Genomic DNA, 19,320 nt, shown 5'->3' with positions numbered 1-19,320 from the left:
ATTCTTCTGAATTGCTTGCGGAGATTTGGTGATGTCGAACATGATGCGCGCATTGGTCAAATCGAAACCCGAGGTCGGGCTGTGGATGGAAAGCGTGCCCGTGCCGGAGCCCGGCCCCAACGACGTGCTGATCCGGGTGAAGAAGTCGGCTATCTGCGGCACCGACGTGCACATCTGGAACTGGGACCAGTGGGCGCAGAAGACCATTCCGGTGCCGATGGTGGTCGGCCACGAGTTCGTCGGCGAGATCGCCGAGGTCGGTTCGGCCGTCACCAAGTACCACGTCGGCGAGCGGGTTTCGGGCGAGGGGCACATCGTCTGCGGCAAGTGCCGCAACTGCCGCGCCGGACGGGGGCATCTCTGCCACTATACGCAGGGCGTCGGCGTCAACCGGCCGGGCTCCTTTGCCGAGTTCCTCTGCATCCCCGAGCACAATGTCGTGGCGATCCCCGACGAGGTGCCGGACGAGGTGGCGGCGATCTTCGATCCGTTCGGCAATGCGGTGCACACAGCACTCTCCTTCGATCTCGTCGGCGAGGACGTGCTGGTGACCGGCGCCGGCCCGATCGGCATCATGGGAGCGATGGTTGCCAGGCGCGCCGGGGCGCGCAAGGTCGTGATCACCGACATCAACCCGGCGCGGCTCGAACTCGCTCGCAAGGTCGGCATCGACCACGTCGTCGACGCCTCCAGGCAGGACCTGACGGAGGTCATGAACGAGATCGGCATGACGGAGGGATTTGACGTCGGTCTGGAGATGTCCGGCGCGCCACCCGCCTTCCGATCGATGATCGACGCGATGAACAATGGCGGCAAGATCGCCATCCTCGGCATCGCCCCCGTCGCCTTCGGCATCGACTGGAACAAGGTGATCTTCAAGATGCTGACGCTGAAGGGGATCTACGGACGTGAAATGTTCGAGACCTGGTACAAGATGATCGCCTTCGTGCAGGGCGGCCTCGACCTGTCGCCGATCATCACCCACCGCATCAGGATCGACGAATTCCGCGACGGCTTCGAGGCGATGCGCTCGGGAAGCTCCGGCAAGGTCGTGATGGACTGGTACTAAACGTAAGGAGAGGAAGAATGAAATATGAGGGAAGCTGCCACTGCGGCAATGTCGCCTTCGAGGTCGAAGGCGACTTCGATACGGCGGTGGACTGCAACTGCTCGATGTGCCGCCGGCGCGGCGGCCTGTTGGCTTTCGTGCCGAGGGACAAGCTGGTGCTGACCGTGCCGGAACAGAACGTATCGACCTATCAGTTCAATCGTCACGTTATCCGTCATCATTTCTGTGCGGTGTGCGGCATCGCCCCCTTTGGAGAGGGTGCGGACGGGAAGGGGAACGAGATGGCAGCGGTCAACCTGCGCTGCATTCCGGCGATCGATCTCGACAAACTTTCGATTACAAAAGTTGACGGGCGGTCGTTCTAGCGTGCTATGCTCCGATTCGCGGATTCCGTCGGTGCCCGCGTACCCCTTGTCTTTTCCACGACCATCCCTACATGTGCTTTGCACACGCAACCAGCGCCTTTGGGCTTGAGGACTCGAATCTACGGGTTTTCAGGCTTTTTTGGCATAATAGCTTGACGGAACCGAAATTTCTGGGAATCACAATTCCCAGCACAAGTGAGAATGGGTACGGCGGATCGGGAAGTCATGTCAATTGCGTTGACGCGGCAGCATGTACCCGGCCTTCTCGGTGAAGGCGTGGTTAAACAGGATTTAAGTTTCATTCCGTTAGGTCAGTGAAACTGGTTGGCAGGCGCGCGAGCATGGTCCGGCGCCCGCGCGGTCCCGAATTGGCAGTAAACTGAATACCCCAGGAAAGCGAAGAATAAATGGCAACCAAGGTCAAAGAAAACGAAGACGCCGAAACCGAACGCGAAGGCGCACCGGACGGCCCGCTTCTGGATCTTTCCGATGATGCCGTCAAGAAAATGATCAAGGCCGCCAAGAAGCGCGGCTATGTCACCATGGACGAACTGAACTCGGTCCTGCCGTCGGAGGAGGTCACCTCCGAGCAGATCGAGGACACCATGGCTATGCTCTCCGACATGGGCATCAACGTCATCGAGGACGAGGACGCCGAGGAGGCGCAGGGCGGCGACGACGACGGCGACGATGACACCGAAGCCGAGGGCGGCGAAATCACCTCTTCCGGCGGCACCGCGCTTGCGACCGCCAAGAAGAAGGAACCGACCGACCGCACCGACGATCCGGTGCGCATGTATCTGCGCGAGATGGGCTCGGTGGAGCTTCTGTCGCGCGAGGGCGAGATCGCCATTGCCAAGCGCATCGAGGCCGGCCGCGAGACGATGATCGCAGGGCTATGCGAGAGCCCGCTGACCTTCCAGGCGCTGATCATCTGGCGCGACGAGCTGAACGAGGGTCAGACGCTGCTGCGCGAGATCATCGACCTCGAAACCACCTATTCCGGCCCCGAGGCGAAGGCTGCTCCGCAGTTCCAGAGCCCGGAGAAGATCGAGGCCGACCGTAAGGCCGCCGAGGAGAAGGAAAAGGCGAAGAAGAGCCGCGCTGCCAGCGAGGACGACATCACCAATGTCGGCGGTGACATGCCGGCGCCGGAGGAAGAGGAAGAGGACGACGACGAGTCGAACCTCTCGCTCGCCGCCATGGAAGCCGAGCTGCGCCCGCAGGTCATGGAGACGCTCGACAAGATCGCCGAGACCTACAAGAAGCTGCGCAAGCTGCAGGACCAGCAGGTGGAAGCCCGCCTGCAGGCAACCGGCACGCTGTCGCCTGCACAGGAGCGCCGCTACAAGGAGTTGAAGGACGAGCTGATCACGGCAGTCAAGTCGCTGTCGCTCAACCAGAACCGCGTCGACAGCCTCGTTGAGCAGCTCTACGACATCTCCAAGCGCCTGATGCAGAACGAGGGCCGCCTGCTGCGCCTTGCCGAAAGCTATGGCGTCAAGCGCGATTCGTTCCTGGAACAGTATTCCGGGGCCGAGCTCGATCCGAACTGGATGAAGTCGATCGGCAACCTGGCCGCCAAGGGCTGGAAGGAATTCGCCAAGGCCGAGAACGCCACGATTCGCGACATCCGCCAGGAGATCCAGAATCTGGCGACCGAGACCGGTATCTCGATCGCCGAGTTCCGCCGCATCGTCTCGATGGTGCAGAAGGGCGAACGCGAGGCCCGCATCGCCAAGAAGGAGATGGTCGAGGCCAACCTCCGTCTGGTGATCTCGATCGCCAAGAAGTACACCAACCGCGGCCTGCAGTTCCTCGACCTGATCCAGGAGGGCAACATCGGCCTGATGAAGGCGGTGGACAAGTTCGAGTACCGTCGCGGCTACAAGTTCTCCACCTATGCGACGTGGTGGATCCGACAGGCGATCACCCGCTCGATCGCCGACCAGGCCCGCACGATCCGTATTCCGGTGCACATGATCGAGACGATCAACAAGATCGTCCGCACCTCGCGCCAGATGCTGCACGAGATCGGCCGCGAGCCGACCCCGGAAGAGCTGGCCGAAAAGCTCGCCATGCCGCTGGAGAAGGTGCGCAAGGTGTTGAAGATCGCCAAGGAGCCGATCAGCCTCGAAACGCCGGTTGGTGACGAAGAAGACAGCCACCTCGGCGATTTCATCGAGGACAAGAACGCGCTGCTGCCGATCGACGCCGCCATCCAGGCGAACCTGCGCGAGACGACCACCCGCGTTCTGGCCTCGCTGACGCCCCGCGAGGAGCGCGTGCTGCGCATGCGCTTCGGCATCGGCATGAACACCGACCACACGCTGGAAGAGGTAGGGCAGCAGTTCTCGGTCACCCGTGAACGCATCCGTCAGATCGAGGCCAAGGCGCTGCGCAAGCTCAAGCACCCGAGCCGGTCGCGCAAGCTGCGAAGCTTCCTCGACAGCTGAGGCATCACACCCAGACCGGTGCGGCGGTTTGGGATGAGGATAGGAAGAAGGCCTGCGGCAGGTAGCCGTGAGACCTTTTACGGGCAGCCCTCTACTAAGCGAGGGTCGCCCTGTTGAAATCACAGCCCGGTCAGTCAAACTGGCCGGGTTTTGTTTTGCGCTTCGCCGCGGTTCTGGCCGACAGCGCGAGGATTATGAGGGCATCGGCTCCGGATGATGCGACGGATCGCACGGAAGCGCTGGCATGAGCCCGGCTGGGGCGCGCTCGTCTCGATTGCGCTTCACCTGGCGATCGCTGCCGCCCTGTTCGTCCGCCTTCCGGCGCAAGAGTTGCCGTCCGCCGCCGAGGAAAGCATCAGCGTCGAACTGGTGCCGCCGCCGCAGGAGGCCGCGCAACAACCGACCCCGGAGGAAAAGCAGCAACAGGAGGCCACGCCGCCGTCACCGGATGAGCCTGAAGAGATGACGCCGGATATGGAGGCCCAGCCGGAAGGTCAAGCCGACGGTCCGGCTCCCGGCAAGGTGCCGATACCGGTCCTGCGGCCGGTCTTCGAGTTTGCTGACAAGGTCACGGGGTCTGACGGGGTGGATATCGCCGCTGCGAAGACGGTGCCGGCAGAACGCCCGTCCGCAAAAGTTGCGGAGGCGCCGCCGAGTGCGCCTTCAGGGGCAACCGAAAAGTCGGATTCCGCGACGCCTTCGGCAACGGCGGAACTGCCCGACGCCGGGCCTGGAGACCTGCCGGCCGAAGTTGAGGAATCAACCGCGCTTGAGGAGCCGCCGGTGGACGGCGGTCCGGCTGAAGAGGCAATAACGGAGGCGGAACAGGCGTCCGATCAGCCCGGCCTTGAGAATGAAACGCTCACCGAGGCAGGCAGGCTCTTTTCGGAAAGTATCACCGACGATCCGGTGGCCAGGACGGCCATTGCCGACCTGCCGCGCGGCGCGCGCGTCGAGCAGTTGTGCAGCACCGAGCTGTACGCCCAGCTCCGGCATGCATCGCCGCCCCACAAGCCGGACCTTCTGCCCACGTTTCGGCTGTCGCGCGGAACGGTGCTCGAGGTCCGTCGCGCTGCGTTCCGTGCGAATGCCCGCTGGTACGACCTCAGCTTCCGCTGCGAGGTCGACGGCGATGCGACCCGCGTCGTGAGCTTCGCCTTCGCGGTCGGGGCGGAGGTTCCCAGGAGCGAATGGCAGACCAGAGGTTTTCCCGTCTGGTAGGAAATCGCCGGCGAATCCCCGGCACTATGGGCGGGCGGTTTCGCCGTTCCGGCTAAGCCTAATGGGGAACGCGCCGAGCCGCCGAATTCGGCACGCAGCATTGGCCCGAGCGCCGGCCCATCGTGTTAATGTATTCCCTCGCGTGGGGGAGGCGGGACGCGCTAGCGCACTCTGCTTAGGGGCTGGCCATCAGGAAAGTCTAGCTTTGGAGGCTGCGATGAATGTATCTCGCCGCGCCGTTTCGATCGGCGGACTTGGATTGCTTGCCGCAAGCGCCCTGACGCCTGCAGTTGCGATGGATCTGCCGATCGCAGACCCGTTCGACGGAAGCGGCGATTTCTGGAATGCCGTCGACGCCTATATCTACGGCTATCCGCTGGTCACCATGGAAATGACGCGCCGGGTGGTGACGAACGTCGAAAAGCCCGAGGGAAGCAAGGGGCCGATGGGCCACCTGATCAAGCTGCGCGAATACCCGAACGCCTCGTTCCGGGACGTGACGGCGCCGAACGCCGACACGCTTTACACGACCGCCTTCGTGGATGTCGGACACGAGCCCTGGGTGTTCTCGATCCCGGACATGCAGGACCGCTATTTCCTGTTTCCGATGCTCGACGGCTGGACGACCGTGTTCCAGGTGCCGGGAAAGCGGACGACCGGCGGCCGGGCACAGAGCTACGCGATTACCAGGCCGGGCTGGCAGGGGACGATCCCCGAAGGCGTGACCGAATACAAGTCGCCGACCAGTCTGGTCTGGATACTCGGCCGGATCTACTGCACCGGCACGCAGGAGGACTACAAGGCCGTCCACGACCTGCAGGACCAGTGCAAGCTCGTGCCGCTCAGCGCCTACGGAAAGGATTGGACGCCGCCGCCCGGCCAGGTCGATCCGAGCATCGACATGAAGACCCCGGTGCGCGACCAGGTGAACCGGATGGACGCGGTGGAGTACTTCACCCTGCTCGCCGAGCTGCTGAAGACAAATCCGCCGAGCGCGGCGGATGCCGCGATCGTTCCCAAGCTGGCGGAGATCGGCATCGTTTCCGGCAATGACTTCGACAAGAGCAAGCTCGATGCGCGCTTCACCAGGCGAATTCCGCAAATCGCCTTCGGCCGCATCATGTTGCACTTCAAGTACAGCGACGGCGACGTGAAGGACATCAACGGCTGGGGCTACACCACCAAGACCGGTGTATACGGGACGGAATATCTGCAGCGGGCCTTGGTCACCGCTATCGGGCTTGGCGCCAACCGACCGCAGGATGCGGTCTATCCGACATCGCTGAAGATGAAGGAGGGGCTGTTTTCGCGCGTCTATGAAGGCTCGGAAAAGTATGTCCTGACGTTTGCGAAAGGGCAGATGCCGCCGGTGCGCGGCTTCTGGTCGATCACGATGTACAACGACCAGTACTTCTTCGTCGACAATCCCATCAACCGCTACTCGATCAGCGCCCGGCAACAGCTGAAGACCAATCCGGATGGATCGACCGACATCTACATCCAGCACGAGTCGCCCGGCGCCGACAAGGAAGCGAACTGGTTGCCGGCGCCGAAGGACAAGTTCATCCTGATGATGCGGCTCTACTGGCCGGACGACAGCCCACCGTCGATCCTCGACGGGTCATGGGTCATCCCGCCGGTCCGGAAGGTTTGATCGGCCCCCGACGGGCCCGGACGACCGTAATCTCCGACCATGCCCCGACGTTCGAAGACCGACTCCGATTGGCGGGGTCCCGTGATGTTTCCGGTCCCGTTGCTGTCTGCAGGCCGGCCGAATGGGGACCGGAAACACGGTTGTCTGCTTGTGGGGTCACGCCTCGCGGGCGTATAGTTTTGGCGGGGTGAGGGGCATCGGCTGCTGCGTCGCGCGGACGCGGGAAGGTGTGCCATGACAACGTACATCGTTTTCATCAACTGGACGGAACAGGGCATCAAGAACGTGCGGGAGTCGCCGAAGCGGCTTGACGCGGCCAAGAAGGCGCTTAGCGACATGGGCGGCTCGTTCAAGGAATTCTATCTCACCATGGGCGAGTACGACATGGTCGCTGTCTGCGAGGCGCCCGACGATGCGGTCGCCGCCCGCTTCTGCCTGACGCTCGGCCAGGCCGGCAGCGTGCGCACGAAAACGCTCAAGGCGTTCCCTGAATCGGCCTATCGCGAGCTCATCGGCTCGCTCGGCTGACGGCAGCCCGCAACGGCGGATCGCCTTTAATGCACAAACGCCGGGAGTGTTCTCCCGGCGTTCGTTAGTTCCTGCACTGCAGATCTTACTCGGCGGCGACGATCTTGCCGTCTTCCCACTTGAACAGGGAGAAGCTCGGCGACGTCAGGTCACCGGTTTCACCATAGGTGAGCTTGCCGATTGCGGTCTGGATCGGCTCGCCGGACTTCAGCGCCGTTGCGACGGCGGCCGAATCCTCGGCGCTGCCGGCCTTCTCGATGCCCGCCTTGAGCACCTCGACGGCGGCATAGGCGTTCAGGGTGAAGGCTTCCGGGGGGATGCCGGCGGCCTTCAGGACCTCGACGGCCTTTGCAGAATCCGGGTTCTTGAGGGCATCGATGGCGTTGGTGAAGGTCGTGCCGGCTGCCGCATCGTTGGCGATTGCCCAGAGTTCGCTGTTGGACAGGCCGTCGCCGCCGATGATGGTGGCATGTACGGACATGTCGTGCAGCTGGCGGGCCAGCAGGCCTGCCTCGGGGTGATAGCCGCCGAAGTAGATGACTTCGACGCCCTCTGCCTTCAGGCGGGTGATGAGGGCGCTGAGGTCCTTTTCGCCCGGGGTCACGCTCTCGTAGAGCACCTCGGTGATGCCGCCGGCGTTGATGCCGGCCTTGAAGTTGTCGGCCAGACCCTTGCCGTAGGCGCCCTTGTCGTGGACGATGGCGATCTTCTTGTCCTTCATCGTCTTGACGACGTAGTCGGCGGCGACGGTCGCCTGCTGGTCGTCGCGGCCGCAGGTGCGCAGCACGTTCGGCAGGCCGCGCGCGGTGAGGTCCGGAGCGGTCGCCGTCGGCGTCACCATCAGCACGCCGTTCTCGGCCAGCACGTCGGAAGCCGGAATGGCCACGCCCGAGGTCACCGGACCGACAACGAAGCGAATGCCTTGGCCGACGAGCTGGTTGGCGGCGGAGACGCCCTGCTTGGGCTCGCCCGCGTCGTCAGCCAGCTTCAGGACCACCTGCTCGCCGAGGATGCCGCCATTCTTGTTGATCTCGGCGACAGCCGCCTCGGCACCCCTCTTGACCTGGTCGCCATAGGCCGCGACCGGGCCGGTCAGCGGTGCGATCAGGCCGATGGTGATGTCGGCATAGGCGGCAGTGGACAGCAGCAGCGATGCTGCGAATGTTGCGCCGGTGAGCGTCTTCAAAATCATGGTTCCTCTCTCCCTACAATGGATCCCGGGAAGGATCCGGACCGCCGGCCCACCAGGCCACAGGCGTTGCCTGCACCGGCGGAAGCCGTAAAACGCGCTTGTAACCGTTCAAGACGGCGGACAATTGCGCATTTTAACTAGGAAAATCGCGCGTCTGCCGCAACATAATAACTCGTGATGAGCGGTAATATACAACAGCGCCGCTCGTTCGACGCGAAATCAGATGCCGCAGGGTTCTCCGCCCGGTTGATAGGGGGAGGGCGAATGGGGCAGCGGACCGCCCCCTCGGTTGCGCGGGCGGCGAAAAGGCGGCATCGTTCGACCAGAGCGAGAGACGTCAAAACCGCATAGTCAGAGGGCAGGCGCTGCTTTGTAGCCGCCCATTGCCGTGGGCGGGCGGCATTTGCCGGCCGTCTTCGCCGCAAACACGGAATTTCGCCATGCACCTTCGCCTTCTGAAATTCTGGTATTCGCTATCGACCGTCGGCCTGCTGCTAGGTGCGCTATTCTTCGCCGCATCGCTGACGCCGAGCCTGCTGCCGCGGACCGCTCTGACCCAGGGGGTCCTGTCCGGCGTCTGCTTCACCATCGGCTACGCTCTGGGCGTCCTCGCCTGGATGACCTGGGACTATCTGGAACTGCCCTTGCCGGTCGGTCGGTTCCGGCGGGCCGTCAAGTTCGCGGCCGCCTTTTTGTGCGCCATCGTCGTTCTGGTCTTTCTCTGGCGCACGGCCGAATGGCAGAATTCAATTCGCAAGCTGATGGAATTGCCGCCGCTCGAGACCGGTCAACCGTTCAAGGTCGGCGGCATCGCGCTTCTCACCGCTATCGTCGCAATCGCTCTGGCGCGCCTGTTCGCCGTTGCCTGGCGCCTGTTCGCCCGGCTGTCGGAGCGTTTTGCCCCACGGCGCGTCTCCAGCCTGATCGGCGGCGTTCTTGCGCTCGTGCTGTTCTGGACCGCTGCCGAAGGCGTGCTGTTTCGCAGTGCGCTTCATGCGGTCGATTCCTCGCTGCGCCGCCTCGACGAACTGATCGAGCCGGATACGCCACAGCCCACCGATCCCACGCGCAGCGGCAGTGCTGCATCGCTGGTTTCCTGGCAGGATCTCGGCCGGCGCGGGCGCGAATTCGTTGCCAGCGGTTCGACTGAGCAGGAGATAGCAGCCTTTACCGGCCGGCCCGCCAAGCGGCCGGTCCGCGTCTATGTCGGCCTGAACGCTGGCCGAAATGCGGAGGAGCGGGCCGCGCTGGCGCTGAAGGAACTGATCCGCACGGGTGGGTTTGCGCGCAAGACCCTGGTCGTCGTCATGCCGACCGGAACAGGCTGGGTCGACCCGGAGGGCATCGATCCGCTGGAATACCTGACCGGCGGCGACGTCGCGAGCGTGGCGATCCAGTACTCCTATCTTTCCAGCTGGCTGTCGCTGTTGGTCGAGCCCGGCTATGGCACGGATGCCGCCCGCGCACTGTTCCATGCAGTCTACGGTTACTGGACCAAGCTGCCGAAGGATGCCCGGCCGAAGCTGTACCTGTACGGCCTGAGCCTCGGTGCGCTCAGCTCGGAGCAGTCGACGGAGCTGTTCGAGGTGATCGCCGATCCCTACCAGGGCGCGCTCTGGGCCGGCCCGCCATTCCAGAGCCGCATTTGGCGCAGGTTCACCGAGGGCCGCAACAAGGGAACGCCCGCCTGGCTGCCCCGCTTCGGCGACGGATCCTACGTGCGCTTCACCAGCCAGAGGAACGCGCTGCCGGAGGCCGCCGCTCCCTGGGGACCGATGCGCATCGTCTATCTGCAATATGCCAGTGACCCGGTCACCTTCTTCGACGAGGGCGCCTACCGCCGTCCGCCGGCCTGGATGGTCGGCCCTCGTGGCCCGGACGTGGCGCCGGAGCTCCGCTGGTATCCCGTCGTCACCTTCCTGCAGCTCGGGCTCGACATGGCGATGGCGACGACGACCCCGATGGGCTATGGCCATGTCTATGCCGGCGAGCATTATATCGACGGCTGGATCGCCGTTCTCGGACTGGAGAACGCCTGGAGCCCGGAACAGATCGCAAGGCTGAAGGACAAGTTCCGCGCCGACCGGCAGCGGCGGTGAGCGCCGGCGGACTGGACGAAGCGATGCCGCATCGCGGTACTGGCCCAAAAACCAAACATTAAGCTTTACCAATTATCAATCTCTCGAATTTGAGAGATTGAGCGATGCGTTGCGTTTTTGTCGTCGTCCTCACGATGATGCTTGCCGGCTGCGGGACCGTGCCGCGCCACACCGATAATGCCTGCGCCGTGTTTGAGCAGAAGGATGGTCTGTTCAACAACTGGCGCCGCCAGGCCGAGGCGGTCGAGCGCGAATATGGCGTTCCGGTCCCCATCCTGATGGCCACGATCTACACCGAATCCGGCTTCCGCCATAACGCCAAGCCGCCGCGTACCAAGCTCTTGGGGTTCATCCCGTGGAAACGCGCCTCATCGGCCTACGGTTATTCGCAGGCGCTCGACGGCACCTGGGATCGCTACCGTAAAACGACCGGCCGCACGATGGCCAGGCGAACCGATTTCGGCGACGCGATCCGTTTCATCGGCTGGTATCATCACCAGAGCCACCTGAGAAACGGCATCCCGCTCAACGATGCCTACCGGCTCTACATCGCCTATCACGACGGTCACGCCGGCTATGCCCGCGGCAGTTGGAGCGGCCAGGCAAAGACCGGCGCCGGCCGGGCCTCGAAGATGGCTTCGCGCTACTCCGGGCAATTGCGCAACTGCGGCAACGGCTGGTGAGCGCTGCGGGTGTGGCCAACCTCTTGCTGTAGGCTTCGCGACCCCTTTAGGGCTCTCTGCCCCCGGCCAGCCCGGGCCTCGTTGCTTTCGGATCGGCCATTGCGCCTGCCCTTTTATAGGGGGTATCCTGCGTGACGGGTCTGCGTCCGGCCGCCGGTGCGGGGCGCACCCACCGGCGAGGTCGCAACGCCGCGCCGCTCGACAAGGGCGGGCGATCCGAATGTCGGACCAGGACCCGCCGCTCGTCCTTTGACTGGTTGCGATCGGCGCGTCCATGCGTCGGGAACGCAGCCCTGTCACAAGCGCACGCACAAGGAGCCTCTCATGCCTTATGTCGATGGATTTGTCGTTGCCGTCCCTAAGGGGAAACTCGAGGCCTACCAGGATCTCGCCCGCATTGCCGGTCCGGTCTGGATGGAGAACGGGGCACTGTCCTATGTCGAATGCGTCGGCGACGACGTTCCCTACGGCAAGCTGACCTCGTTTCCGCGCGCCGTGCACGCCAAGGACGATGAGGTCGTCATCTTCTCCTGGATCACCTACGAGTCACGCGAGAGCCGCGACGCGATCGTCGCCAAGGTGATGGAGGACCCACGCCTGACGGAGGACCAGTGGAAGAGTGTATTCGACGGCAAGCGGATGATCTATGGCGGGTTCCAGAGCTTTCTGGAACTATAGAGAACCGCAACTCTCAAACGAGGATAACGGCGGAACACGGCCAGGGAGGCGCGGTGCCACAGACCAGCATTTCGATCCGGACCCGCGGGCAGGGGCTCTACGAATTCACCGCCGAGGCCGATTCGTTCGTGCAGCGATCCGGTGTCGGCGAGGGCCTGCTCACCGTGTTCGTCCGCCACACCTCGTGTTCGATCCTCATCCAGGAGAACGCCGATCCGGACGTGCGGCGCGACCTCGACCAGTTCTTCCGCCGCCTGGTGCCGCCGTCCGACGATCCGTCGATGGGCTGGATCTCGCACACGATGGAAGGACCGGATGACATGCCGGCCCACATCAAGGCGGCCCTGAACCAGGTCTCCATCGGCATTCCCGTCAGCCAGGGGCGGCTGGCGCTCGGCACCTGGCAGGGGCTCTTCTTGTTCGAGCACCGCGATCGTCCGCATGATCGCGAGATCGTTCTGCATCTCGGCCCGTGAGAGTTTTGCGGAACCGCTGCCTCGTTGCCGGCATTGCAACGACGTAACCGGCGGCTGAACAGCAGGCCGGCATAGCGACGAGAAAGAGGAGTTTGTCATGCCAGGTGAGGCAACCACCATCGCTACCGGCCTCGTGGCGGCGCTGAATGCGCGCGATTACGCTGCCATTGCCGGATACGCGGACGAGGATGTCGCCATCGCCGGGATCGGGGAGGGAAGCGAGATTGGGCGGGCGGCGTTGCGTGATCGCCTCGCCCGGCACTTCGCCGCCTTCGATGAAAACTACGGCGACGCCGTGATCATGACCGCCAGCGGCGGCTCACCGGTGGCCATCCGGCTCACTGCGCGCGGGCGGGTGGCGTCGGGAAACGCCTATGCGACCGAAAAGGTGCTGCTGCTCGATATAGACGGCGGCCTGGTGACCCGGCTGACGCTGCTCGCCGATGCCGGCGATCTCGTACGCCAGGTTGCGCGCTGACGGCATCGCCGGAAGGGTTCCTCCAGCGCCGACGCTCTGCCGCGCAGGTTTGCCGGTGCTGAACATCTCCCGAACGCGTGCCTCGCTTCCCTACCGAGCGTGGTTACATCTGCCCGTCAGACCTAGGCTCGTCCTGAAGAGGCGCGCCTGGCACCGCCTTGCGGTAGACGGTGCGTCCTTCCAGCCGAAAAGTGATTCTGCGTGCCGGCGTCGACCGGGCCTGAATGGTGCCTGAATGGCCGATTCCGGTGCCGTTCAGCCTGGCGGCCGTAAATGTTCTCCATCGAATTGCAACAGTCGCTGCCCAGCAGCCGACGCGCCCGATCAAAGGAGAACTCCATGCCGAACCTTCTCGGAAAGACCTTCGCCGCCGCCCTGCTTGCGATCGCCGGGCTGACGGCCGTTGCCCCCGCGGCTTCAGCCGGCGGAATGGACGTCTATATCACCACCGTCGACCACCGCGGCTACCGCGACGGCTATCACGGCCGTGGCTACGGTTGGGACAAGCGTAACGACCGTGGCCGCTGTGCGCCTTGGCTCGCCGTCGAAAAGGCCCGCGATCACGGCATCCGCCGGGCCCGCATCGCCGATGTCAGCCACCGCCGCGTCGTCGTCGAGGGCTGGAAGCATCACCGTTACACGCGCATCGCCTTTGCCAATGCGCCGCGCTGCCCGACGATCTGGCGCTGACGACCGGCCGCTTCTGCGAAACATTGAGGTTTTTACAAGGACCGGGATGGCGAATGCGCCGTCCCGGTCCTTGTGCGTTGACCCTGTTGCCACGCGTCCGCCAGCTGCAGGCCCGGCCGCGCCGACAGTCTGACGAGGAACAAGGGTGTTCCCCGGAGCCGGGGACACCGATCCGTGACGGCTTCGGCCCTGAAAAGCGCCTTGAGGTCTTCGGGCCGCCGCGTCAGTGCTGCAGGGCGAAGGTGACGTTCACGTTAACCGAGTAGCTGGTCTCGCCGGCCGCAATCGGGACCGACTCGGCGGCGAAATCCTTCGCCATGGCGCTGCGCATCATCGGTACCGGGGAGGGTCGGTAGGATGTCTCGGAGATTTCGAGTATTTGCCCCAGGCCGATGCCGGCGGCGTCGGTCAATTGCCTGGCCTTGGCCATCGCGTCGGCGACCGCCTTCTTGCGCGCCTCGCCAATGGCTTCTTCGGGCTTGTCGTTGGTGAAGTGGATGCCGCCGCTCATGTTGACGCCGAGGCGCACCGTCTGGTCGAGGATGGCGCCGAGCTTCGAAAGGTCACGGACACGCAGCGACAGCATGTTGGAGACCTGGTAGCCGACCAGCACCGCCGGCTTGTTCTCGCCATTCTCATTCTGCGGGTACTGGTATTGCGGGTTGATGTTGAAGCCGGAGGTCTGCAGGTCGCGTTCGGCAATCCCCGCGTCCTTCAGCGCCTTCATCACATCGGCCATGGCCTTGTTGTTGGCGTCGAGCGCCTCGCGCGCCGTCTTGGCGTCCTTGACCACGCCGAGTTCGATGATCGCCATGTCGGGGGCGACGTCCGACCGGCCCTCGCCGGTGACAGTGACGACCGGCTCGCGCGGTCTCGGCTCCTGCGCGGAGGCAGGCGCGGCGATGGTGCCCAGGCTGGCGGCGACAAGGACGCCGAACGCAGTGCGGAAAAGTGTCGAACGGGGCATGCAGGTCGTCTCCGTGTGGTTGTCCCTTGACTGGTTATTCCCGCGAGATTGTGTAAGGATTGCGGCGGCGCTTGTCGACCGTACGGAATTCGTCTAGACGGGTCTTTCCGGGGCCGCCATTGACCCCGCGCGCCGCCGTGTCGGCCGGGCCTGTAGCTCAATGGTTAGAGCCGGCGGCTCATAACCGCTTGGTTGGGGGTTCGAGTCCCTCCGGGCCCACCACTTTTCCGGAGTTTCTGGCCGTGCAATCGGCGCTCATCGGAGGCTTGCGGCAGCAGCCGGTGCCCCGCTACACCAGTCGGTTTCGCCCCAGCCAGGGTTGCCGCGTCAATCGGCCGCCGAGCACGGCTCGGCCATCTTGCGGTGCTGCTCGGCAAGGATGCTCGCCGGCGTGATGTTGGCCACCGCCGCGTGCAGCTTGTTCTTCCAGCCGCTGACGACGCCGCCCTCACCGTCCATCATCGCATCGAAGCCGATCTTGGCGACGTCGGCTGCATCGTCCTTCTTCGCCTGGCCGATCGCGGTGTCCATCAGGCGGGCGCGCTCGAAGAAGCGGGTCTCCGTCGCGCCGGGCATCAGGCAACTGACGCTGACGCCCGAGCCCTGGAGCTCCTCGCGCAGCGCGAAGGAGAAGCTGTTGATGAACGCCTTCGTGGCATTGTAGACCGCCTGATAGGTGCCGGGCATGAAGCCAGCGATCGAGCCGGTGAACAGGATACGCCCATATCCCTGGCTGCGCATGAGATTGCCTATGCGCTGGACCAGGTAGATCGTGCCGGTGATGTTGGTGTCCACCACCCGCCGCGCTTCGGCGAAATCCTGGTCGAGGAACCCTTCGCCGAGGCCGCGGCCGGCATTGGCCATCAGGAGATCGACCGGCCGGTTCGTCGCCTGCGCACGGTCGACCAGACGGTCGACACCGTCGAGCGTCGCAAGGTCGGCCTCGACCGCCTCGACGGTGACACCCATGGCACGCAGCGTCGCCGCGGCTTGCTCGATTTCCGGCTCGTCGGCGGCAATAACGAGGTCGTAGCCATCCGCCGCGGCGCACTTGGCGAGCTCGTAGCCGATGCCGCTGGAGGCGCCGGTGACGATGGCGATCCCTTTCTCGGCCTGGTTCGTGTCCATGGCAGCGCCTCCTTCAAGGCTTGAGAACGACCTCGCGGCAGCCGTCCTTCTTTTCGAGCAATGTCTTGTCAGACCCGTCCTCAAGGCATCCGCAATGCGTATCAACAAAGGAGAGTCACAGGCCTAGGGTCTATTGGCTCTGGTCGATCGCGTGAGGGGCGGGTTGTCCCGGTTTCCCCGTTTCCTGCCGGGGCCAGAAAAGGTAAATGCCTCCTGCTATGATAAGGAGGATTGCAACACCTGCCACTACCTTGGCGACCATGGCTCGTCCGTTCAGTCCAAAGCTGACCGCTGGTCGGGCGCTAACCGTGGGCGGTGCAGAAAGTTCCGGAACAGCTCAACCGCATGCACCTGCTAAGCCGTCAGGCATCGGTGGCCGGAATCAGCGAGGCCCCAAGGAGCCGGCCACGCCGCCGGGTCCTTCGGGACAAGAAGCGAAAATGGACGGGTTAGCCTGAAAGGGTCCCGCAAAATCGAAACAGTCTGACCTGAGGAGCAACCCACGGAAAACACATCTCGTCAAGGACACCAGCAGGATCGATAAAACCAGCTTGCCGGCCCGCCAAGGCCCCTTAAGCCGCGTGGAATGCCGTCAGCAGAACGGTCCCTCATGGGGGGCGTTGATTTAGCAGCCGGTCAGGGCTTCCTGTACTCGCCGCCCTCCCGTTCATCCGCCGGTATATCGACGTACTTTCCCCCGTCCGGGACCGCAACTCGGTCGAAATTGCGAGCGAGTTCGTGAAGCGCTGCGCACATCTCATCCCCTTGCATGGCGGGACCGTGGCCCGTGATTGCCCGCATCGGATCGACTGACGCCAACAGCTCGGCCGACGTGCGGGCATTGTGCCAATTGGTCGTGTAGTACATCGGTGGACCATGGAGCTCCGCGGCCTGAACCGCGACAGCATAGGCCGATTCCTGCCGCGTGGTTATGATGGCATCGCCCGCTATGACAGTTCGATCCGTCTCGCGCCAAAGCGATATATGGCCGGGGGTGTGGCCGGGTGTATGAAGCCAGCGCCAGCCTGGCATCCCCGGAACGCTGCCGTCTTGCGGAAGCTTCCGCAGCCTGCTGCTCACGTCGACCGGCCCTCGTGGATAGAGCGGCGACAGCATCGACATGACGCCACCGCCAACCGACGGGTCCGGGGGAGGGTAGGAGGCGCTGCCGTTGAGATAGGGGTGCTCGAGCTCATGCGCGTAGACGGCGACATCCCATTTTTCGGCAAGCTCTTCCAAGCCGCCGACGTGGTCGAAGTGTCCGTGCGTCATGATGATCGCTGCAGGTCGTGAATGCGGACCAAATCGGGCCTCTGCGGCCTCGATTATCAGGCTCGTCGTTCCGATCACCCCGGCATCGACCAGAACCCAGCCGCGGTCACCTGCTCCAGATCTTCCGAAGAAGGCGACATTGACGATTGCAAGACGGCGATAGGCGAGATCGGGGCAAATCTCCTGAATGTCGTCATCTCGCGCAGCGTCGCTCTCGGGGCTGGCGGCCCGCCCGCGGGGATCAAGCGGTATCTGCTTTGGCATGGTATCCTCCCTTCGGGGCAGCGAACCGACGAAAGTGAACTCGGTTCCGCATGGTGGGCGGAAAAAGCGCGCCTGCTGCAGGCTGCTCCAGGGGTGGACAAGGCGCACCAGTCGAACGTCGCGCCCGTTGACGCCTTGAAGCGGCACAAAAGCCCGCACCATGCGTTATGCAATTGGGAGGTGAGTATGATGCAGGTGAAAACGCTCGCTGTATTCGGGATCTCACTGGCTACCGCCTTGTCGGGCGCCATGCCGGCGGAGGCCTTTCCGTCATTCTCGGGACCCAGTCTCGAGAATTCACAGGTTCATAAGGTCAAGAATCAAAAGTGGCGACGTCACCACGGCGGCGATCGGCACTCGAGCCGCAATGGCGGCGGCCACAACCATCATGGTCGCGGGCATCACCATGATCACGATGGCGGTGGGCATTGGAACGGCCACCACGGCGGAAGTCATCACAACCATCATCACGGCAACCACGACGACGATTTCGGTGCGGTATTTGGCGGGCTGGCGGCAGGGGCGATCATCGGCGGTCTGATTGCCCAGCCTTACGGCGGGTACTACGCGCCGCGCTACTATGGGCCGCGATACCCGGGCGCCAGCGGCCATGTGGGATGGTGCTATTCACGCTACAGTTCTTACCGGGCGTACGACAACACGTATCAGCCCTATTATGGACCGCGCAGGCAATGCATTTCGCCGTACCTGTAGCGTTGGCAAGTCTAGGTGTGGCACTGGCGGTCGCGCCCTCTGCTAAACGCGCCCGCTATAGGTTCAACGGATGATCGGTACGCCTCACGGCTTCCTGCCGGGCCAGCCTAACGTGGCCCGGTGCCCTGTCCGTGAAGCAGCCAGGCAATGCTGACCTGAAGGATGCGCGCCAACATGTCGAGGCGGTTGGCGCGTGGCGCGGCGCGATCGTTCTCCCAGTTCGACCAGGTTTCGGTCGTCACGCCGGTGACGGCCGAGGCCTCGTCAACCGAAAGGCCGACGGCGTCGCGCGCCAGCGAGATCCGCCCGCCGATGGTGTCGTATGCCGCGTCGAAACTGGCCCGCGGTGCGAGGGTGTCGTTGTACATGTCCGAGTTCCTTCGTGTTGATGGCCCCGCGGACGCAGCCGCGAGGCGCGATCTGCGAACCGTCGGCGTCAGCCGCTTTCCTTGCCGAGCCAGGCCTTGATCTGATCCGGGTGAGCCTCGATGTACTTGTCGACGGCCTTTTCGTAGGAGGTCTCCTGCGCGTCGAACATTGCCGCCTCGAGATCGCCGATCGGCAGCTTCATGCGCGACAGGAAGGCCGCGACCTCGGGGTTGTCCTTCTCGAAGTCCTTGCGGGCGAGCACGTCGACATGCTCCGCCTTGCCGAGCGCGCCCTTCGGATCGTCGAGGTAGCGCAGCTCGTACTTGCCGAACATCCAGTGCGGGCTCCAGGAGGTGGCGACGAACCACTCCTCCTTGCGGATTGCCCGGTCGACCGTCGTCAGCATGCCGGCCTCGCTGGAGATCTGCAGCTTGTAGTCGCCGAGCTCGTAATCCTTGACGGCCTGCTCGGAAAGGCGCGTGAGACCGGCGCCGGGATCGATGCCTTCGATGCGGCCGTTCAGCTTCTCCTTCACGTCGTCCTTGTTGAGATCCTCGATCGAGGCGATGGCGTCCTCGGGCACGTATTTCGGAACCACCCAGCCGAGCTTCGCGCCGTCATAGACGGTGCCGAGCGTCGTCACCTTGTCCTTCACCTTGGCGAAGTAGTCGGCGTGGGTTTCCGGCAGCCAGGCCATCATCATGGCGTCGAGGTCGCCGCGGCCGACGCCCTGGTAGAGCGGCGCGACGTCGGTCTGGATCAGTTCGACCTCCTGGCCGAGCTCGTCTTTGATGAGCTTCGCGGCAAGCTTGGTCACGAACTCGGCGTCGGACCAGGCGGACCAGCCGATCTTCACCGGCGCCTTGTCCTGCGCCAGTGCCGTGCCGGCCGCGCCGGTGAAAATGCCGGCCGCGAGGCTCATTGTAACGAGTGTCCTGAACATGTTTGCTCCTTTTTTGAAGGTTCGCATTCGGCGGCGCGCACGCCGCCATTTTCAAGCGCAGGCAGCGCTGCTCA

At 63.9% G+C, this 19,320-nt stretch carries 19 protein-coding genes and 1 tRNA gene; 14 read left to right on the top strand and 6 right to left on the bottom strand.

The features are described from left to right. Positions 1 to 31 precede the first annotated feature (31 nt). From tdh to C7449_RS16390, 6 genes are all read left to right on the top strand, one after another. Positions 32 to 1,069: an L-threonine 3-dehydrogenase gene (gene tdh, locus C7449_RS16415; RefSeq protein WP_108003988.1), complete on the top strand. Its 1,038-nt coding sequence runs from the start codon at positions 32 to 34 to the stop codon at positions 1,067 to 1,069. 17 nt (positions 1,070 to 1,086) lie between these two features. Further along, a complete protein-coding gene (locus C7449_RS16410) occupies positions 1,087 to 1,434 on the top strand; it encodes a GFA family protein (RefSeq protein WP_108003987.1) in 348 nt (115 codons plus the stop codon). Between the two features lie 407 nt (positions 1,435 to 1,841). Beyond that, a complete protein-coding gene (rpoD, locus tag C7449_RS16405; RefSeq protein WP_108003986.1) occupies positions 1,842 to 3,890 on the top strand; it encodes an RNA polymerase sigma factor RpoD in 2,049 nt (682 codons plus the stop codon). Positions 3,891 to 4,220: 330 nt separating this feature from the next. Continuing rightward, positions 4,221 to 5,111 (top strand): DUF930 domain-containing protein, encoded by an 891-nt coding sequence (locus tag C7449_RS16400; protein ID WP_170115915.1) that lies wholly within the window; start codon positions 4,221 to 4,223, stop codon positions 5,109 to 5,111. 217 nt (positions 5,112 to 5,328) lie between these two features. After that, positions 5,329 to 6,765: a DUF1254 domain-containing protein gene (locus C7449_RS16395; protein ID WP_108004230.1), complete on the top strand. Its 1,437-nt coding sequence runs from the start codon at positions 5,329 to 5,331 to the stop codon at positions 6,763 to 6,765. Between the two features lie 234 nt (positions 6,766 to 6,999). Continuing rightward, positions 7,000 to 7,293: a GYD domain-containing protein gene (locus C7449_RS16390; protein ID WP_108003984.1), complete on the top strand. Its 294-nt coding sequence runs from the start codon at positions 7,000 to 7,002 to the stop codon at positions 7,291 to 7,293. 85 nt (positions 7,294 to 7,378) lie between these two features. Here the strand turns inward: C7449_RS16390 and C7449_RS16385 are convergent, their stop codons facing one another. Beyond that, positions 7,379 to 8,485 carry a branched-chain amino acid ABC transporter substrate-binding protein gene (locus C7449_RS16385; protein ID WP_108003983.1) on the bottom strand — a complete coding sequence of 369 codons (1,107 nt, stop codon included), beginning with the start codon at positions 8,483 to 8,485 and terminating at the stop codon, positions 7,379 to 7,381. A gap of 440 nt (positions 8,486 to 8,925) precedes the next feature. Here C7449_RS16385 and C7449_RS16380 point away from each other — a divergent pair, with 440 nt between their 5' ends. From C7449_RS16380 to C7449_RS16355, 6 genes are all read left to right on the top strand, one after another. Continuing rightward, positions 8,926 to 10,584 (top strand): alpha/beta hydrolase, encoded by a 1,659-nt coding sequence (locus tag C7449_RS16380; protein WP_108003982.1) that lies wholly within the window; start codon positions 8,926 to 8,928, stop codon positions 10,582 to 10,584. A gap of 104 nt (positions 10,585 to 10,688) precedes the next feature. After that, positions 10,689 to 11,267, top strand: a complete 579-nt coding sequence (locus C7449_RS16375) for a transglycosylase SLT domain-containing protein (protein ID WP_108003981.1) — start codon at positions 10,689 to 10,691, stop codon at positions 11,265 to 11,267. Positions 11,268 to 11,591: 324 nt separating this feature from the next. Further along, positions 11,592 to 11,945, top strand: a complete 354-nt coding sequence (locus C7449_RS16370; protein WP_108003980.1) for a DUF1428 domain-containing protein — start codon at positions 11,592 to 11,594, stop codon at positions 11,943 to 11,945. A 53-nt stretch (positions 11,946 to 11,998) separates the two neighbouring features. Further along, positions 11,999 to 12,421, top strand: a complete 423-nt coding sequence (locus C7449_RS16365) for a secondary thiamine-phosphate synthase enzyme YjbQ (RefSeq protein ID WP_108003979.1) — start codon at positions 11,999 to 12,001, stop codon at positions 12,419 to 12,421. Between the two features lie 97 nt (positions 12,422 to 12,518). Further along, positions 12,519 to 12,899: a nuclear transport factor 2 family protein gene (locus tag C7449_RS16360; protein WP_108003978.1), complete on the top strand. Its 381-nt coding sequence runs from the start codon at positions 12,519 to 12,521 to the stop codon at positions 12,897 to 12,899. Positions 12,900 to 13,238: 339 nt separating this feature from the next. Then, on the top strand, positions 13,239 to 13,589 hold the full coding sequence (locus tag C7449_RS16355) for a hypothetical protein (protein ID WP_108003977.1): 351 nt from the start codon (positions 13,239 to 13,241) through the stop codon (positions 13,587 to 13,589). Positions 13,590 to 13,812: 223 nt separating this feature from the next. Here the strand turns inward: C7449_RS16355 and C7449_RS16350 are convergent, their stop codons facing one another. Beyond that, complete coding sequence (locus tag C7449_RS16350; RefSeq protein WP_108003976.1) at positions 13,813 to 14,556, bottom strand: SIMPL domain-containing protein; 744 nt, start codon at positions 14,554 to 14,556, stop codon at positions 13,813 to 13,815. Positions 14,557 to 14,702: 146 nt separating this feature from the next. Here C7449_RS16350 and C7449_RS16345 point away from each other — a divergent pair. Further along, a tRNA-Ile gene (locus tag C7449_RS16345) sits at positions 14,703 to 14,778 on the top strand. 105 nt (positions 14,779 to 14,883) lie between these two features. Here the strand turns inward: C7449_RS16345 and C7449_RS16340 are convergent. Both C7449_RS16340 and C7449_RS16335 read right to left on the bottom strand, forming a co-directional pair. Next, a complete protein-coding gene (locus C7449_RS16340) occupies positions 14,884 to 15,684 on the bottom strand; it encodes an SDR family NAD(P)-dependent oxidoreductase (protein WP_108003975.1) in 801 nt (266 codons plus the stop codon). Positions 15,685 to 16,320: 636 nt separating this feature from the next. Further along, positions 16,321 to 17,220 carry an MBL fold metallo-hydrolase gene (locus C7449_RS16335; protein ID WP_108004229.1) on the bottom strand — a complete coding sequence of 300 codons (900 nt, stop codon included), beginning with the start codon at positions 17,218 to 17,220 and terminating at the stop codon, positions 16,321 to 16,323. A 186-nt stretch (positions 17,221 to 17,406) separates the two neighbouring features. Here C7449_RS16335 and C7449_RS16330 point away from each other — a divergent pair, with 186 nt between their 5' ends. Continuing rightward, positions 17,407 to 17,934: a BA14K family protein gene (locus tag C7449_RS16330; RefSeq protein ID WP_342588266.1), complete on the top strand. Its 528-nt coding sequence runs from the start codon at positions 17,407 to 17,409 to the stop codon at positions 17,932 to 17,934. Positions 17,935 to 18,041: 107 nt separating this feature from the next. Here the strand turns inward: C7449_RS16330 and C7449_RS16325 are convergent, their stop codons facing one another. Further along, positions 18,042 to 18,302: a helix-turn-helix domain-containing protein gene (locus C7449_RS16325; RefSeq protein ID WP_108003974.1), complete on the bottom strand. Its 261-nt coding sequence runs from the start codon at positions 18,300 to 18,302 to the stop codon at positions 18,042 to 18,044. A 68-nt stretch (positions 18,303 to 18,370) separates the two neighbouring features. Next, complete coding sequence (locus C7449_RS16320; RefSeq protein WP_108004227.1) at positions 18,371 to 19,246, bottom strand: glycine betaine ABC transporter substrate-binding protein; 876 nt, start codon at positions 19,244 to 19,246, stop codon at positions 18,371 to 18,373. Positions 19,247 to 19,320 lie beyond the last annotated feature (74 nt).

Source organism: Mycoplana dimorpha, from assembly GCF_003046475.1.
Lineage (GTDB): Bacteria > Pseudomonadota > Alphaproteobacteria > Rhizobiales > Rhizobiaceae > Mycoplana > Mycoplana dimorpha.
The sequence above is the reverse complement of the archived record's forward strand: the minus strand, read 5'-3'. Positions and strand labels throughout refer to the sequence as shown.

Excerpts from the sequence above, each read along its gene's own strand:
- C7449_RS16340 (WP_108003975.1), bottom strand. The coding sequence starts at position 15,684 with ATGGACACGAACCAGGCCGAGAAAGGGATCGCCATCGTCACCGGCGCC.
- C7449_RS16410 (WP_108003987.1), top strand. The coding sequence starts at position 1,087 with ATGAAATATGAGGGAAGCTGCCACTGCGGCAATGTCGCCTTCGAGGTC.
- C7449_RS16330 (WP_342588266.1), top strand. The coding sequence starts at position 17,407 with ATGATGCAGGTGAAAACGCTCGCTGTATTCGGGATCTCACTGGCTACC.
- C7449_RS16395 (WP_108004230.1), top strand. The coding sequence starts at position 5,329 with ATGAATGTATCTCGCCGCGCCGTTTCGATCGGCGGACTTGGATTGCTT.
- rpoD (WP_108003986.1), top strand. The coding sequence starts at position 1,842 with ATGGCAACCAAGGTCAAAGAAAACGAAGACGCCGAAACCGAACGCGAA.
- C7449_RS16360 (WP_108003978.1), top strand. The coding sequence starts at position 12,519 with ATGCCAGGTGAGGCAACCACCATCGCTACCGGCCTCGTGGCGGCGCTG.
- C7449_RS16350 (WP_108003976.1), bottom strand. The coding sequence starts at position 14,556 with ATGCCCCGTTCGACACTTTTCCGCACTGCGTTCGGCGTCCTTGTCGCC.
- tdh (WP_108003988.1), top strand. The coding sequence starts at position 32 with ATGTCGAACATGATGCGCGCATTGGTCAAATCGAAACCCGAGGTCGGG.
- C7449_RS16325 (WP_108003974.1), bottom strand. The coding sequence starts at position 18,302 with ATGTACAACGACACCCTCGCACCGCGGGCCAGTTTCGACGCGGCATAC.
- C7449_RS16380 (WP_108003982.1), top strand. The coding sequence starts at position 8,926 with ATGCACCTTCGCCTTCTGAAATTCTGGTATTCGCTATCGACCGTCGGC.
- C7449_RS16320 (WP_108004227.1), bottom strand. The coding sequence starts at position 19,246 with ATGTTCAGGACACTCGTTACAATGAGCCTCGCGGCCGGCATTTTCACC.
- C7449_RS16390 (WP_108003984.1), top strand. The coding sequence starts at position 7,000 with ATGACAACGTACATCGTTTTCATCAACTGGACGGAACAGGGCATCAAG.
- C7449_RS16370 (WP_108003980.1), top strand. The coding sequence starts at position 11,592 with ATGCCTTATGTCGATGGATTTGTCGTTGCCGTCCCTAAGGGGAAACTC.
- C7449_RS16375 (WP_108003981.1), top strand. The coding sequence starts at position 10,689 with ATGCGTTGCGTTTTTGTCGTCGTCCTCACGATGATGCTTGCCGGCTGC.
- C7449_RS16385 (WP_108003983.1), bottom strand. The coding sequence starts at position 8,485 with ATGATTTTGAAGACGCTCACCGGCGCAACATTCGCAGCATCGCTGCTG.
- C7449_RS16355 (WP_108003977.1), top strand. The coding sequence starts at position 13,239 with ATGCCGAACCTTCTCGGAAAGACCTTCGCCGCCGCCCTGCTTGCGATC.
- C7449_RS16335 (WP_108004229.1), bottom strand. The coding sequence starts at position 17,220 with ATGCCAAAGCAGATACCGCTTGATCCCCGCGGGCGGGCCGCCAGCCCC.